At 63.3% G+C, this 15074-nt stretch carries 10 protein-coding genes; 2 read left to right on the top strand and 8 right to left on the bottom strand.

Going from position 1 to position 15074, the window contains the following annotated elements; genetic code table 11:
- Window positions 1–59: 59 nt before the first annotated feature.
- The 5 genes from CKW06_RS17175 to CKW06_RS17160 form a co-directional block, all read right to left on the bottom strand.
- Window positions 60–2162: a M13 family metallopeptidase gene (locus tag CKW06_RS17175; protein ID WP_038646450.1), complete on the bottom strand. Its 2103-nt coding sequence runs from the start codon at window positions 2160–2162 to the stop codon at window positions 60–62.
- A 202-nt stretch (window positions 2163–2364) separates the two neighbouring features.
- Window positions 2365–5451 carry a TonB-dependent receptor gene (locus tag CKW06_RS17170; RefSeq protein ID WP_024956339.1) on the bottom strand — a complete coding sequence of 1029 codons (3087 nt, stop codon included), beginning with the start codon at window positions 5449–5451 and terminating at the stop codon, window positions 2365–2367.
- 403 nt (window positions 5452–5854) lie between these two features.
- Window positions 5855–8677 carry a TonB-dependent receptor domain-containing protein gene (locus tag CKW06_RS17165; protein ID WP_024956338.1) on the bottom strand — a complete coding sequence of 941 codons (2823 nt, stop codon included), beginning with the start codon at window positions 8675–8677 and terminating at the stop codon, window positions 5855–5857.
- 112 nt (window positions 8678–8789) lie between these two features.
- Entirely contained in the window at window positions 8790–8933 is a 144-nt protein-coding gene (locus tag CKW06_RS23765) for a hypothetical protein (protein WP_154699828.1), read from the bottom strand.
- Window positions 8934–9038: 105 nt separating this feature from the next.
- Window positions 9039–11846, bottom strand: a complete 2808-nt coding sequence (locus tag CKW06_RS17160) for a TonB-dependent receptor plug domain-containing protein (RefSeq protein WP_005410501.1) — start codon at window positions 11844–11846, stop codon at window positions 9039–9041.
- 213 nt (window positions 11847–12059) lie between these two features.
- Here CKW06_RS17160 and apbC point away from each other — a divergent pair, with 213 nt between their 5' ends.
- Window positions 12060–12914, top strand: a complete 855-nt coding sequence (apbC, locus tag CKW06_RS17155; RefSeq protein ID WP_024956337.1) for an iron-sulfur cluster carrier protein ApbC — start codon at window positions 12060–12062, stop codon at window positions 12912–12914.
- A gap of 79 nt (window positions 12915–12993) precedes the next feature.
- Complete coding sequence (gene dcd, locus CKW06_RS17150) at window positions 12994–13566, top strand: dCTP deaminase (protein WP_005410499.1); 573 nt, start codon at window positions 12994–12996, stop codon at window positions 13564–13566.
- A gap of 106 nt (window positions 13567–13672) precedes the next feature.
- Here the strand turns inward: dcd and CKW06_RS23760 are convergent, their stop codons facing one another.
- Genes CKW06_RS23760 through CKW06_RS17135 form a run of 3 tightly spaced genes read right to left on the bottom strand, consistent with a single transcriptional unit; the run spans window position 13673 to window position 14946 of the window.
- Window positions 13673–13840 carry a LiaI-LiaF-like domain-containing protein gene (locus CKW06_RS23760; RefSeq protein ID WP_005410498.1) on the bottom strand — a complete coding sequence of 56 codons (168 nt, stop codon included), beginning with the start codon at window positions 13838–13840 and terminating at the stop codon, window positions 13673–13675.
- Between the two features lie 15 nt (window positions 13841–13855).
- The gene (locus CKW06_RS17140; RefSeq protein ID WP_005410497.1) at window positions 13856–14278 is read right to left on the bottom strand and encodes an HIT domain-containing protein; all 423 of its coding nucleotides are present in this window, start codon (window positions 14276–14278) and stop codon (window positions 13856–13858) included.
- Window positions 14275–14946, bottom strand: coding sequence for a dienelactone hydrolase family protein (locus CKW06_RS17135; protein WP_024956336.1), 672 nt, complete (start codon window positions 14944–14946; stop codon window positions 14275–14277). Before CKW06_RS17135 ends, CKW06_RS17140 begins: the two co-directional genes overlap by 4 nt.
- Between the last annotated feature and the right edge of the window lie 128 nt (window positions 14947–15074).

The raw sequence follows: 15074 nt of genomic DNA, 5'->3' as shown, positions 1-15074 counted from the left end.
AAAACAAAGGCCCGGGAATTCCCGGGCCTCTGCAGGTCTGCCGCGGCGTCAGCCGTGGCTTACCAGATCACCACCTGCTGGTCGCCGCTGCGGGCCATCGGCGAACCGGCCTTGCACTGGAACGCGGCGGCGAAGGTCGGCAGGTTCGACGGCGCACCCATGGCGCGGAACTGCGCCGGGGCGTGCGGGTCGGTCGCCAGGCGGACCTTGGCGTTCTCCGGGGTGTACTTGGTGCGCCACACGGTGGCCCAGTTGAAGAAGAAGCGCTGGTCGCGGGTGAAGCCGTCCACCTTCGGGTCGTCCTTGCCGGCGCTGGCCTTCTGCAGGGCATCGTAGGCGGTAGCCAGGCCGCCCAGGTCGGCGATGTTCTCACCCAGGGTCAGGTGGCCGTTCACCGCCTGGCCGTCGACCTTGTACTGGTCGAACTGCTTGACCAGCTTGCCGGTCAGGCCTTCGAAGTTCTTCTTGTCAGCGGCGGTCCACCAGTCTTCCATGTTGCCGGTCGGCCCGAAACGTGCGCCCTGGTCGTCGTAACCGTGGGTCATTTCGTGGCCGATCACCGCGCCGATGCCGCCGTAGTTCAGTGCGTCGTCGGCCTTCGGATCGAAGAACGGCGGTTGCAGGATGGCGGCCGGGAACACGATCTCGTTCTGCAGCGGGTTGTAGTAGGCGTTGACCGTCTGCGGGGTCATGCCCCACTCGGTCTTGTCCACCGGCTTGCCGATCTTGGACAGGTTGAACTTGTAGTTGAATTCGTTGGCCGCGCGCACGTTGCCCAGGAAGCTGTCGCGCTGGGTCTGCAGGCCCGACCAGTCACGCCACTTGTCCGGGTAGCCGATCTTCGGGGTGAAGGTTTCCCACTTGGCGATGGCCTTGGCCTTGGTTTCATCGCTCATCCAGCTCAGGCCCTGGATGCGGTCCTTCAGCGAGGCGGCCAGGTTCTTCACCAGTTCTTCCATCTTCGCCTTGGCTTCCGGCGAGAAGGCCACCTTCACGTACAGCTGGCCGAAGGCTTCACCGGCGTCATTCTCGATGGTGCCCAGCACACGCTTCCAGCGCGGCTTCTGCTCCTTCTGGCCGTTGAGGGTCTTGCCGTAGAACTCGTAGTTCTCCTGCACGAAGGCATCGGCCAGGTACGGCGAGGCGCTGTCCACGGTGTGGAAGCGCAGGTAGGCACGCCACACCGACGGATCGGTGTCGCCCAGCGCCTTGCTCACTTCCTCATGGAAGGCCGGCATGGCCAGCGAGAACTTCTCCGGTGCGGCCACGCCCTGCGACTTGAAGAACTCGGTCCAGCTGAAGTTCGGGGTCAGCTTGTCCGCGTCGGCCACGGTGACCGGGTTGTAGTACAGCTCGACGTTGCGCGAAAGTTCGACACGCGACTTGGACGCCTTGGCCAGGCGGGTCTCGAACTTGACCACGTCCTCGGCCTGCTTGGCAGCGTCGGCAGCGGCGACGCCGGACAGCTCCAGCACCTTGGCGACGTGCGCCTGGTAGGCCTTCAGCTTGTCGGCGTTCTTGGCATCGGTGTAGTAGGTGCTGTCCGGCAGGCCCAGGCCGCCCTGGCTGGCGTAGGCCATGTTCACGGCCGAGTTCTTGAAGTCGGCTTCGGCGCCGAAGCCGAACAGAACGTTGTCACCCTTGGCGGCGCTGGAGCGCAGGTAATTAGCGATGGCTGCCTTGTCCTGCAGGCCATCGATCGCGGTCAGGTCGGCCTTCAGCGGCTCGATGCCCTGGGCGTTGATCTTGGCCTCGTCCATGCCGGTGGCCCACAGATCACCGACGATCTTCTCGATGTGGTTCGGGGTCTTCACCTGTGCCACCTGCTCGGCCAGCTGGTGCTGCACGGCCACCGAACGCTCGTCGAGGATGGTGAAGGCGCCCCAGCTGGTGCGGTCGCCCGGGATTTCATTGGCGGCCAGCCACTTGCTGTTCACGTAGTCGCCGAAGGCGCCACAGGCGTCCTTGCTGGCATCCAGGTCGCTGGGCTGGAAGGCGTTGTAGGCCGGCAGCTTGCTCTCGTCCAGCGTGTAGTTTGTGGCTTCGGCCGCAGCCGGCGTGGAGGCGGTGGCGTCCTTGGCCGGGGTTTCGTTCTTGCCGCAGCCAACCAGCGCGGCCGAAACGGCCAGGGTCAGCAGCACGATCTTGGGAGTACGGGTCACTTTGATGGCCTCCAGGCCGAGTGAGTCAGGGAAGGGCCGCAGGGACGGCCGTGGGCCGAACGATACGCCGCCGGCCTGCCCTGCAAGGGTGTCGAAGGTCATGGCCGGGCGCAAGGGGCCGACGGCGACGCGCCACGAAAGGAAAAAAGAAGGGCCCGTGCGGATCGCACGGGCCCTCGGGGTCAACGATGCTGCCGGATGATCAAAAATCGTATCGGGCAGTGAAGCGGAAGTAGCGCGGGGTCGAGTAGTTCAGGTCACGACCGTACTCCGGGTTGTAGTCCGCTGCGCCGCGGTACGGCGAGGCGGCGTAACGCGAGTACGTGCTGCCAGCCACCTGGCGATTCAGCAGGTTGATCACATCGGCCTGCAGGGTCAGGCCCTTCGCCCAATCCGGCGTGTACGCGACATTCAGCCCCAGGTTGAACTGCCACGGCGCCTTGCCGTGCGAACCGCGCGGCGAAGAACCGTAGTCCGCCGACGGCGGCACGTAACCGGCCGTGCCCGGTGTGGTGCCGCTGCCCGGCAGGCCGCAGTACCAATAGTAGGAGCCATCGTAGAGGCCCTTGTCTGGGGTCGGGTACATGCTGGTGCAGTTGTTCGGACGACCTTCGGCAACGGTCAGGCTGCCACCCACGCGCCACTCGGGGGTCAGCTTCATGTAGCCGAACGCCTTGAGCACATGGCCACGGTGGTTCGGCAACAGCCCATTGGCGCCCTGCATCAGCTGCGGCAGATCCCAGTCCTGGGTGACCGACACATCTTCCTGGCCACCGGTACCGGTATCCAGGTCGGAGTTCAGCTGGCCTTCGGTATTGCCGTAGTTGCGGCTGAAGGTGTACATGACCTTGCCGTACCAGTTGTCCGTACGCTTCTCCAGGAACAGGTCCAGCGCGTAGTACTTGCGCTTGAGCTTGGGCAGGCCAAGGTCAGCTGCCGAATAGTGCACCTTCTCGTAGCTGCCATCGGCCTGTTCTTCCCAGAAGGTGTTGCCCACGCCAGGGTTGAACAGGAAGCATGCGCCGCCCAGCGCGGGGGTGCAGGTGTCGTCGATCGCGCTCTTCAGTTCGCGGTAGGTGAACTTCGCGCCCCAGACGGTATCAGCCGCAAGCTGCTGCTCCATGCCAATGATGTACTCGTCCTGGTAGTGCGACTTCATGTCCACTGCGGCCAAGGTGCGCGGATTCGGCGCACTGCCGCATTCCAGGTTGCTGGCGACAGCGTTGGTACCCGGGCACAGGTACCCCTTCGAGGCATCGACCGGAATGGAATTGAGCCCCGTCGGTGCACCGGTGGTCGGATCGACGCCGGTGTAGGTGAAGTACTCGTTGGTGTTGAGCGAGCCGGAGGCTGCACGCACTGCCACGTTGTTCGGCATGGCCAGGTGGTAGCGACCGGCATTGGCGAACAACTTCAGCGACGAGTCGCCATGAACGTCCCAGGCCACGCCCAGACGCGGTGCCAGCTGCGTCTTCTGGCTCGCATACTTCTCGCCCGTGCCGGTGTAGTTGGTGAACTGTTCGTTGCGCAGACCCAGCGATAGCAAAACGTTGTCCGAAACCTGCCAGCGGTCTTCGATGTACTGCGAGGCCTGCTCGGTCTTCGGCTGTGCCAGCTTGGTGCTGTACAGGCGATAGACGTAGTAGCCCTGTGCGCCCAGGCCGCCACCGGAAGCTGCCGAGCTCACGCCGTGCGATGCATCGATCGGGGTGTTCGGGTTGGTGGAGCGACGATAGATCCAGCCGTAGCCGCCGGGATACTCGGTGCCGGTCAGCGACTCTGCATCCTGGCGGTCGAAGCCGAAGCGGAGTTCATGGTTGCCCAGACGCCAGGTCAGGTCGATACGCCCGCCCTTGGTCTCGTCGAAGGCGCCGTCGGCGTTGACCAGCGAGGTCGTGCTCTGGCAGCCGCTGTAGTTCAGGCCCGGCACGCGTGCAGTGGTTCCGGCACTGATGTACGGGCAGCTTGCGTCGTAGTTGTACAGGCCCTGCGAGTGTTCGATCTTCTGGCGACCGTACAGCGCCGACAGGGTCAGGTTGTCGGTCAGGTAGCCGGTGTACTTGCCGATGTAGAGTTTGGAGTCTTCCTTGGTGCTGATGCCGCCGGTCTGCACGTCGCCATGTGTGAACTTGTTGTAGTCGAACGAGTAGTACTCGGCGTCGTACTTGGTAACGTCAGACACACCTGTCAGCTCGATGACGTGGTTGTCGGTGATGTTCCAGTCGATCTTCGCCGTCCAGCGCGGATATTCATAGGTGTACTCGTTCCAACCGCGGGTCAGGTTGGCCGGGCTGGTGTTGGTCGCGTAGCGGGCGCTGGTGCCGTCAGTCTTGGTGAACTCGCCGTTGACGAAGAAGAACAGCTTGTCCTGGACGATCGGGCCGCCGACATAGGCACCGGTGGTGTTCTGCCAGGAGTTGTTCTTGTTGCGGTACTGATACAGCTTGCCATCGGTCTGGTAAGCCGCGCCGCGCGGATCATTGGCGGTGAAGTGGCCGGTGTTGGCGTAATACATGTTGCGCGGAGATGCGCGCAGCGATTCCGGGCTCCAGATCTCGTACGCACCGGCCTTCCATTCGTTGGTGCCGCGACGGGTCACGATGTTGACCACGCCACCGGTGGAGCGCCCAAAGTCCGCGCCATAGCCGCCGGTGAGGACCTGTTCCTGGGCGATGGCCTCAAAGGGCAGTGTGGTCGAGCCGATGCTGGTCAGCGGGTTGGTTACCGCAAAGCCGTTGATGTAATAGGCATTCTCCGACGCAGCAGAACCGCCGAAGCTGGGTACGCCGCTGTAGCTGTTGCTGGCGATCGCACCGGGTGCCAGCAGGGCAACAGCAGTGATGTCGCGCGGCAGCGGAAGGCTGCGCAGGTCTTCGTAGCTGAAGACGGTCCGGGTATCGACCTGCGAAACGTCGATCGATGCCATCGACGCGGCGCGCACCACGATGCCGTCCAGATCAGTCGCCTTGCCGCCGGCGAAGGAGACCTCGGTGCCGGAGGCGATGTTGACCGCCACGTCATTCTGTGTCGTGACCGTGGCGCCGTCACGGCGCAGTTCCACCGAGTAGCGGCCGTTGGGCAGGTCGGACACGCGGTAACGACCATTGGCATCAACCGGCAGGGTGCGCGTGGCGCCGGTCCCCAGGTTGCGGACAACCACGCTCGAACCCGTGCCGGCCGGCGCCTGGCCGTAGATGTAACCGGTCACGGACTGAGCGTGGGCGATCGAGAAAAGGCAACCAGACAGGGCGGTAGCCAGCGCCGCGCGGCGCCAGAACTTCGTTTGCATCAGGACTCTCTCCGGGGTGTAGTGGGTGCGCCTCGTGGCCAAACAGGAACGCGGTCACAAACGGCGTGCCTCATTTATAAATGCCTCGTGAACAAAAATGCAATGAATCCTGAATGAAATTTTTTAGGTGAAAAGGTTTGGAAAAGCCACGGGTTGATAAAGTGCGTCATCGTGAAGCTAATTTCGGCGAAAATAAGGCTAAAATCATTTTCATGTGATGGGCGGCGCGATCGCTGCATGAGGTGGAATTGTCATATTTTTCTGACATTCATGAATCCAGCCGCGAACGATCAAGGATGGTCACCGACGCGCAGCATCCGGAGAGAAGCGGTGGAAGACCCACGCAGGCAAAAAAAAGCCCCGCCGGAGCGGGGCCTCTGCTTCCATGTGTGTTTGGCTGTGCTTACTTCCTGCCGAAGTCGTACTGGGCCTGGACGTAGATAGCGCGCCCGTAGGCGTTGTAGAGCGAGTTGTTGTACGGCACGTCGATGTTGCCCGCGTAGGAGTGCTGCTGGTTGTCCGGCAGCTTGTTGAACAGGTTGTTGACCATCAGCGAGAACGTCAGGTTGTCCATCGCGCGGTAGTTCACGCTCAGGTTGTACGTCGTGTAAGAGCCCCACTTGCCAGCCTTGTAGCCGGACGTCGGATCGACATAGTCATAGCCACGGCCCAGGTAGGACAGGTAGTTCGGCGTGCGGCCGATGTAATTGAAGTACAGCGTGGTGGTGAACTTGTCGATCGCCCAGCCGATCGAGCCGTCAGCCCGGACCTTGGCGTAGGAGTCGTACACCCACATTGCGTACGGGTTGCCCAGCAGATCCAGGAACGGGTCGTTGAGCTGCGGCTGCAGTTCACGCTTGAGCATGTTGGTGTAGTTGCTGGAGAACTGCAGCGAACCGAAGCGACCGATGTCCTGCACGTACTTGAAGCTGGCAGTGACCGCCTCGAGGTTCTGCCGTGCCACGTTCAGCTTCGGCGTGTAGATCTCCTCCAGCGCGCCGGTGGCATCACGGGTGACCCAGTTGGCCACTTCCTCGCAGGTGGCGCCGGCGGTGTTGGTCAGGCCGTTGCGGCAGTAGTACTCGGCCAGCAGCAACTGGTCGGAGCTGAGGGTGTTGACCTCGTTCTTGATCTTCCAGTTGTAGTAGTCCAGGGACACCGACAGGTCGTTGATCGGCGCCCACACCAGGCCCGCGTTCCACACATCGGCGGTAATCGGCTTCAGCTCCGGATTGCCCGACTGGGTGCCGAACACCGACACGCTGCCGTAGCGGCAGTCGACCGTGTTGGACGGATCGAACCCGAGCTGGCCACAGCGGTAGTAATCCTTGGACCCATTGGCGTAGTAGCCGCTCTTGCCCTGGAAGGCATCGGGCAGGGACGGGGCGCGGAACGCGGTGCCGTACTTGCCGCGGACCAGCAGGCTTTCGAAGGGGCGGAACTCGAGGCCGATGCTGTAGGTGGGCTTGTCTACGGTATGGCCGGCGATCTTGAAGTTGTCGTAGCGGCCGGAAGCGGTGACCGTCAGCATGTCATGCAACGGCAGACGCAGTTCGCTGGTGACAGCGTAGTTGCTGCGATGGCCGTTGCCCGCCACCGAGGTGGTACCGAACACTGTGCCGTCGGTCAGGCGCACGTCCGGCGTGTAGTTCCACCCTTCGCTGCCGCCTTCAACCACGGCGGCAAAGCCGGCGTCGCCACCGGGCAGCTTGAACAGCGAGCTGTTGGTGATCTGCGCGCGGGTCTGGGTCTGCCAGGTGCGGCTGCGGCTGGTGGTGAAGCCGGTGAAGCTCTGGAAGGCCCCTTGCGGCAGCTGGGAATAGAAAGCGCCCCAGTTCGGGTTGTAGATGTTGTAGCCGTCGTCGGTCTGGCCCAGCACCGGTCCCAGCACGTTGTCGGCAAACCAGTTGTTGATCGGGTCGTTCCAGCGTGCATAGCCACGCTCGTTGAGCTTGTACTCGCCGCGGGTGACGCTGGCCTCGTAGTCCCAGTTGCTGCCGATCGCGCCGCGTGCACCGAGCGTGACCTGATAGGACTTGCTGCGGTCGGTATTCATGATGTCGCGGTAGCCAATGCCGCCGATGTCTTCGGGTGCGAACACGCGTTGCAGCCCCAGATAGCGACCACTGGACTGATCGAAGAACGGACCCATGCTGATGTCCGTGCCCCAGTAGTTGTAGCCGGCACCGGTGTTGTACTTGACGGTTTCGTAGCTGTAGAGGACATCGCCGAACAGCTGCAGGTTGTCATTCACATCGTAGGTCAGCGACGAATAGAACTGGCTGCTTTCCTTGCTGTTCTTGATCGTCTTGTAACCCGCACCGAACGCGGAGCCGCAGGATTGTCCAGCGCGGCGCGTACCGAGGATGGTGGTGCCGCCGAACTGGCCGGAAACGCCGGCGCAGTTGTTCGGATCCATCATCAGGAAATCATTGGTATCCGCGTCGAAGACCAGGAAGTCGTTCGAGGGCAGCTGGCGCGTGTAGCCATGCGGATTGTTCTGCTTGGTGATGTCGCGCTGGTAACCCCAGATCGGGTTGGTCTTTTCATACTGCACATTGACCAGGGCGCGGAAGCGATCGTCCTTGCTGTTGAAGCCATTGGCGCCGCTCACGCGGAAGCTGGCGCCACCGCCATCGGAATAGGCGCCGCCGCGCACGTTCAGCGTGCCGCCGTCCATGCGTTCCTTGAGGATGATGTTGACCACGCCGGCGATCGCGTCCGAACCGTACAGGGATGACTGGCCACCGGGCAGCACCTCGATGCGGTCGACGATGTCGATGGGGATGCCGCTGATGTTGTTGAACGCGTCGCTGCCGTTGTACAGCGCCGGATACGAGAGCATCGGGCGGCCGTTGATCAGGTACTTGGTGTAGCCCGGGTTCAAGCCGAACATGCCAGCCGCTTCAGCACCCTGGGTGAAGGATGCTGAGGTCTGGCCGCCTTGCAGGCCGCCGGTGGTCAACGAGGACTGCTGCAACACTTCGGCAACGCTGGAGAAACCGCGCGCCTGAATCGCCTCGGCGCTGATGGTCAGCACCGGCGTCTGGTTTTCGATCTGCGTCTGCGGGATCAGCGAGCCGGTGACCGTGACCCGGTCGAGGTTGGTCGCGGCCTTGCTGCTGTCCTGGGCGAGTACGGTGGCGCTGCTGCCGGCCAGCAACAAGCCGCAGGCGACGGCGTGGGTGAGCGGGTGGTGCGAGAATGCGAAGCGACGACGAGACATGCGATTACTCCGTGTGATCGTGATGACGCGTGTATCCCTTTCCTGGGATTTCGATTCTGTTCAGCTACTTTGCCTATGCGGTTTAGCGGCGTGGCGTCAACGTAACACACGCTTAACGTGCCTTGCGCAGTTCTGTAACGGTCGGTGACGGACGGTTGCGCGCTTCGTAAAAAGGCCCTTCTCCACAGGCATTTCTGCCGTTTTCCGGATTATCGGAAAGCAGGGAAAATGAATATTTGATAAATTCAACTGACATTAACAATCGATACGTCGCGGGCTTTCCCCATGCCGCATAGAAGGAAAAAAAAGGCCCCGCCGAAGCGGGGCCTGATCCAGACACGAAGTCCGGGAAACGACGGGATCAGAAGTTGTACTTGACCTGGGCCGAGATCTGGCGGCCGTAGACGCTGTAGAAGCCGTCATTGAACGGGGTCGATTCGTTGCCCGGGTAGTTGTAGCGCTGGCCTTCCGGCAGCTTGTTGAACACGTTGTTGACCATCAGCGACAGGACCAGATCGTCCTGTGCCTGATAGTTCATGCTCAGGTTGTACGTGGTGTACGAACCCCACTTACCGGCCTTGGCACCGGAAGAGTGGACATAGCCGTAGCTGCGGCCGGTGTAGGCCAGGTAGTTCGGGGTGCTGCCGACGTAGTTGGCGTACACGGTGGTGGTGAACTTGGCGATGTTCCAGGCTACCGACAGATCGCCACGGACCTTGGCGAAGTTGTCGTAGTACCACATGTTGTACGGATCGCTCAGCAGGTCGAGCTTGGCGGCGCCCGGCATCGGCTGCACTTCACGCTTCAGCATGTTCGTGTAGTTGCCGGAGAACATCAGCGAGCCGAAGCGGCCGATATCCTGCTGGTACTTGGCCGCCACCGTCACCGCTTCCAGGTTCTGGCTGGCGACGTTGAGCTTCGGCGTGTACACCCGGGTCAGGTTGCCGCCGGCATCGCGCGACACCCAGTCGGTGACGTTCTGGCAGCTGGCCGAGGTGTTGTTCGGCAGCCCGTTGTGGCACTGGTACTCGGCCAGCAGCAGCTGGTCGGTGCTGAGGGTCTTGACCTCGTTCTTGATCTTCCAGTTGTAGTAGTCGGCCGAGAGCGAGAAGTTGCTCACCGGGGCCCACACCACGCCTGCGCTCCACACGTCGGCGGTGATCGGCTTCAGGTCCGGATTGCCGGACTTTTCGCTGTACACCGAGGTGTTCTTGTAGAACGAGCAGGCCTCGTCACGCAGGCCGTAGCCCAGCTGGCTGCAGCGGTAGTAGTCGTTCTGGCCGGACGAGTACGAGCCGCTCATGCCCTGGAAGGCATCGGACAGGGTCGGTGCACGGAAGGCGGTGCCGTACTTGCCGCGCAGCAGCAGGCTCTCGATCGGACGGAATTCCAGACCGATGCTGTAAGTGGCCTTGTCGACGGTCTTGTCGGCGATCTTGAACGCGTCATAACGGCCCGAGGCGCTGACGGTCAGCTTCTCCAGCAGCGGCATGCGCAGTTCGCTGGTGACCGCGTAGTTGCTGCGGTGGCCGGCGCCCGCGACGGCGGTGGTGCCCCACACGTTGCCGTCGACGAAGGCCTGGTCCGGCGAGTAGTCCCAACCTTCGCTGCCACCTTCCAGCACGACGGCCAGGCCGGCGTCACCGCCCGGCAGGCTGAACAGCGAGCCGTTGGTCACCTGCACGCGACCCAGGTTCTGCCAGGTCTTGCTGCGGTGGGTGCCGTAGCCGGTGAAGCTGGCGAACTGGTCCGGGGTGATCGGCGAGTAGAAGGCAGCGTAGTTCGGGTTGTAGATGCCGAACGTGGCGGTCGGGTCCTTCGGGTCCGTGTAGGTGCCCAGGCGCGGGCCCAGCACGGTCTGGCCGAAGAAGTCCTCGATCTTGTCCTTCCAGCGCACGAAGCGGTTCTGGTCCAGGCGGTACTCGCCACGGGTGAAGCTGGCGCTGTAATCCCAGTCGCCGACCATGCCCTTGCCGCCCAGGGTGACCTGGTAGGCGCGGCTCTCATCGGAGTTCAGGATGTTGTTGTAGTCGCCCGCGCCGATCTCCTCCGGCGCGAAGGCGCGCTGCAGGTTCACGACCTTGCCTGCGCCCTGGTCGTAGAAGCCACCCATGACCGACTTCGTGCCCCACCACAGGGCGCTGGAGCCGGAGGTGAACTCGGTCTTTTCCTTGCTGTACAGCACGTCGGCGAACAGCTGGAAGTTGTCGTTCACGTCGAAGGTCATCGACGAGTAGAACTGGCCGCTGTTCTTGCCGTTCTTCAGGGTCTTGTAGCCGGCGCTGTACACCGAACCGCAGGACTCGCCCGACGCGCGCTTGCCGACGACGGTGGTGCCGTCGTACAGGCCCGCCACGTTGGCGCAGCGGCTCGGGTCCATCATCAGCAGCTTGTTGTCTGCATTGGTGATGACGGCGAAGTCGTTCGACGGCACCTGCGCGGTGTAGCCGACCGGGTTGTTCTGCTTGGTGATGTCACGCTGGTAGCCCCAGATCGGGCTGCCGTTCTCGATCTGCACGTTGACCAGCGCGTGGAAGCGGTCGTCGAACGCGTTGAAGCCCTTGGCTGCGCTGAAGCGGATATTGCTGCCGCCGCCTTCGGTGTAGGTGCCGCCACGGACGGTCATCGTACCGCCGTCCATGCGCTCCTTCAGGATGATGTTGACCACACCGGCGATCGCGTCCGAGCCGTACAGCGAGGACTGGCCACCGGGCAGCACTTCGATGCGCTCGACGATGTCGATCGGAATGCCGCTGATGTTGTTGAAGGTGTCGCTACCGTTGTACAGCGCCGGATACGAGAGCATCGGGCGGCCGTTGATCAGGTACTTGGTGTAACCCGGGTTCAGGCCGAACATGCCGGCTGCTTCAGCGCCCTGGGTGAACGAACCCGAGGTCTGGCCACCCTGCAGGCCGCCGGTGGTCAGCGAGGACTGCTGCAGCACTTCAGCAACGCTGCTGAAGCCGCGGGTCTGGATGTCTTCGGCGGTGATGGACATCACCGGGGTCTGGGTTTCAACCTGGGTCTGCGGGATCAGCGAACCGGTGACGGTGATCTTGTCCAGGTTGGTCGCCTTGTCCTGGGCCATTGCCGGGGCGGCGGCCATCAGGGCGGAAATCAGGGCGACGGCGAGCGTGTTGCGACGTGCGGTGTTGCTTGCGTATTTCATGTAGTTCCAATAGAGAGCAAAAACAAAAATCGGCACTGCGCATGCGCCATCGTGCGCGCTGGAAACCAGCTCCGCAGCCCAAAACAGTGCTCCAGGAACGTAACATGAACTTAACAATCTGTGCACGAATCTGTAGCAATCCTGAATTTCAGTCAGGCTACGTCCAGCTTGTATGATGTTGGGTTATTCCCCCTGATACAGCTGGTGCCCGTTGTGAACAGTTCCCCCCGCCGCCCCCATGCCAGCCAGGTCCAGAAGGGACTGACGCCACATGCCCGCATCCGCAATGTCATCGCGGTCGGCTCCGGCAAGGGCGGCGTGGGCAAGTCGACCACCGCGGTCAATCTGGCCGTGGCGCTGCAGCAGCTGGGCGCACGTGTCGGCGTGCTGGACGCGGACATCTACGGCCCCAGCGTGCCCGCCATGCTGGGCTTGTCCGGGCGGCCGGAAAGTCCCGACAACAAGAGCATCGAGCCCCTGCGCGCGTTCGGCGTGGACACGATGTCGATCGGTTACCTGATCGAAGAGGACACGCCGATGATCTGGCGCGGTCCGATGGCCACCTCGGCAATGACCCAGCTGTTCAACGACACGCTGTGGGATGACCTGGATTTCCTGCTGATCGACCTGCCGCCGGGCACCGGCGACATCCAGCTGACCCTGACCCAGAAGATCCCGCTGGCCGGTGCGGTGATCGTCACCACGCCGCAGGACATCGCCACGCTGGATGCGAAGAAGGCGCTGAAGATGTTCGAGAAGGTCGAGGTGCCGGTGCTGGGCATTGTCGAGAACATGGCCGTGCACACCTGCAGCCACTGCGGGCATGTCGAGCATCTGTTCGGCGAGGGCGGTGGCGAGCGCATGGCCGCGCAGTACGGCGTGCCGCTGCTGGGATCGCTGCCGCTGCAGATCGGCATCCGCGAGCAGGGCGATAGCGGTACCCCGATCACCGTGGCGCAGCCCGATTCGGTGCCGGCGCAGGCCTACCGCCATGCCGCGCAGCGCCTGATCGAGGAAGTGGGCAAGCGCCCGCGGGCGTCGATTCCGATCCTGTCTTCGCTGCTGTAAGCACCTCGGCCGGGTCCGTCGGCGATGCCCGGCCCCCTGCTAGAATCCTCGCGCCCCCTCGTATCCCCCAGGACAAAGCATGAGCATCAAGAGTGACCGTTGGATCCGCCGCATGTCCGAGCAGCACGGCATGATCGAGCCGTTCGAGGCCGGGCAGGTCAAGCAGGCCAACGGCGAGCGCATCGTCAGCTACGGCACGTCCAGCTATGGCTACGACGTGCGCTGCTCGCGCGAGTTCAAGGTGTTCACCAACATCAACTCGACCATCGTCGATCCCAAGCATTTCGACTCGGGCAGCTTCGTCGACATCACCGCCGACGAGTGCATCATTCCGCCGAACAGCTTCGCGCTGGCGCGTACCGTGGAGTATTTCCGCATCCCCCGCGATACCCTGGTGGTGTGCCTGGGCAAGAGCACCTATGCGCGCTGCGGCATCATCGTCAACGTGACGCCGCTGGAGCCGGAATGGGAAGGCCACGTCACCCTGGAATTCAGCAACACCACGCCGCTGCCGGCTCGCATCTATGCCAACGAAGGCGTTGCACAGATGCTGTTCTTCCAGGCCGCAGCCGATGACATCTGCGAGACGTCGTACCGCGATCGTGGCGGCAAGTACCAGGGCCAGACCGGTGTGACCCTGCCGCGGACCTGAAGATTGCAGGCGGTTTGTGAAGCCGAGCCATGCTCGGCTTCAAGGCGGGGCAGCCGAGCATGGCTCGGCTCTGCATGAACGAGGGCGGCGCAATGCGCCGCCTTCGTTATTTTCCGCGCCCGAACAGCATCGCGATCCCGACACCCACCAGCGCCACCGGCCACCAGGTCAGCAGCAGCTTGGACAGGTTCAGGTGCGTCCAGCCGAGGTTGCTGGCGAGCATGAACAGGCCGATCAGGATCAGCAGGATGGCGGCAACGAGGTTGAATCGCATCGGGTCGGCGAAGGCTCAGGTGTGGGCCGGATATCCTAGCCGTTCCTTCCAGTAGGCGACATGCTGGTCCAGTGCGGCCGCTTCGTAGCGGTGCGCGGGACCGCTGCCCCAGACCGGGCCCGGCCAGGCCGGATCACCGTCATGGCGGCCGATCACGTGGAAGTGCAGCTGGCGCACGATGTTGCCCAACGCGCCGATGTTGATCTTCTCCACCCCGTCGGCGCCCTTCAGGGCCTTGCAGGCGCGATTGAGCTCGGTGCGCAGCTTGTCCTGCTGCTCGCCGTCCAGCTCGATCCACTCGGTGACCCCGGCCAGGCGCGGTACCAGTACCAGCCACGGGAATCGTTCGTCGTTCATCAGCCGCACTTGCGACAACGGTCCTTCGGCCACCAGCACGCTATCGGTGGCCAGGCGTGAATCGAGTTCGAATTCGCTCATCCAAGATGCTCCGAGAAGAAGTCCAGGGTGCGTTGCAGCGCCAGGGCGGCGCTGTCTGGATCATACGCATGTCCGACCTCCCGGTTGAAGGCGTGGTCGGCCGGATAGACGAAGGTGGCCATCTGCGGCAGCTTCTCGCGATGGGCCTGGACCGCTTCCGGCGGGATGCTGCGGTCCTGGGCGCCGAAGTGGAAGATCACCGGCGCCTTCGGCGTCTCATCGAGGAACTGGACGTTGCGCGCGCCGTAGTAGCTGACAGAGGGCAGGCCCAGGCGCACTGCGGACAGCATCGCTACCGTACCGCCCCAGCAGTAGCCGACGGTGCCGACCTTGCCGTAGGGGGCCAGCCGGGTGGCTGCCGCGCGGACCACTTCCAGCGCCTTCTCCATGCCCAGCGCGCTGACCCGTTCCAGGCCCTGCTTCACGCCGTCGGCGTCGTAGGGCAGGGCATCCGGGTCGGCATCGGGGCCATCAATCAGGTCAAAGAACGACGGTGCCAGCACCGCATAGCCCTCGGCGGCGAAGCGTTCGGCCACGCCGCGGATGTGCGGGTTCGCGCCGAAGATTTCCTGCACCACCACCAGCCCGCCTCGCGCGGTGCCCTCGGGGAGTGCCTGCCAGGCCCGTACCGCGCCGTGGTGCGTATCCAGGGTGATCCACTCGGCCATCGTCATCTACTCTCGTTGCAGGGACAGGACTGCATTGTCGGTGCTGCGCGGGTTAGCGCGGTGTCAGCGGCTGTGCGCGATCGGGCGGCTGGCCATTCAGAGCCCGGCCGCCAACCCCGGTATACTGG

Origin of the sequence: Stenotrophomonas maltophilia, from assembly GCF_900186865.1 — a bacterium.
Taxonomy (GTDB): domain Bacteria; phylum Pseudomonadota; class Gammaproteobacteria; order Xanthomonadales; family Xanthomonadaceae; genus Stenotrophomonas; species Stenotrophomonas maltophilia.
Note: the sequence above shows the minus strand (reverse complement) of the source record. Positions and strands in the feature narration are given on the sequence as shown.

Bases quoted from the DNA above. Each gene is read 5' to 3' on its own strand.
- CKW06_RS17170 (WP_024956339.1), bottom strand. From the start codon at position 5,451: ATGCAAACGAAGTTCTGGCGCCGCGCGGCGCTGGCTACCGCCCTGTCT.
- CKW06_RS17160 (WP_005410501.1), bottom strand. From the start codon at position 11,846: ATGAAATACGCAAGCAACACCGCACGTCGCAACACGCTCGCCGTCGCC.
- CKW06_RS17140 (WP_005410497.1), bottom strand. From the start codon at position 14,278: ATGAGCGAATTCGAACTCGATTCACGCCTGGCCACCGATAGCGTGCTG.
- CKW06_RS17135 (WP_024956336.1), bottom strand. From the start codon at position 14,946: ATGGCCGAGTGGATCACCCTGGATACGCACCACGGCGCGGTACGGGCC.
- CKW06_RS23765 (WP_154699828.1), bottom strand. From the start codon at position 8,933: ATGTCAGTTGAATTTATCAAATATTCATTTTCCCTGCTTTCCGATAAT.
- CKW06_RS23760 (WP_005410498.1), bottom strand. From the start codon at position 13,840: ATGCGATTCAACCTCGTTGCCGCCATCCTGCTGATCCTGATCGGCCTG.
- dcd (WP_005410499.1), top strand. From the start codon at position 12,994: ATGAGCATCAAGAGTGACCGTTGGATCCGCCGCATGTCCGAGCAGCAC.
- CKW06_RS17165 (WP_024956338.1), bottom strand. From the start codon at position 8,677: ATGTCTCGTCGTCGCTTCGCATTCTCGCACCACCCGCTCACCCACGCC.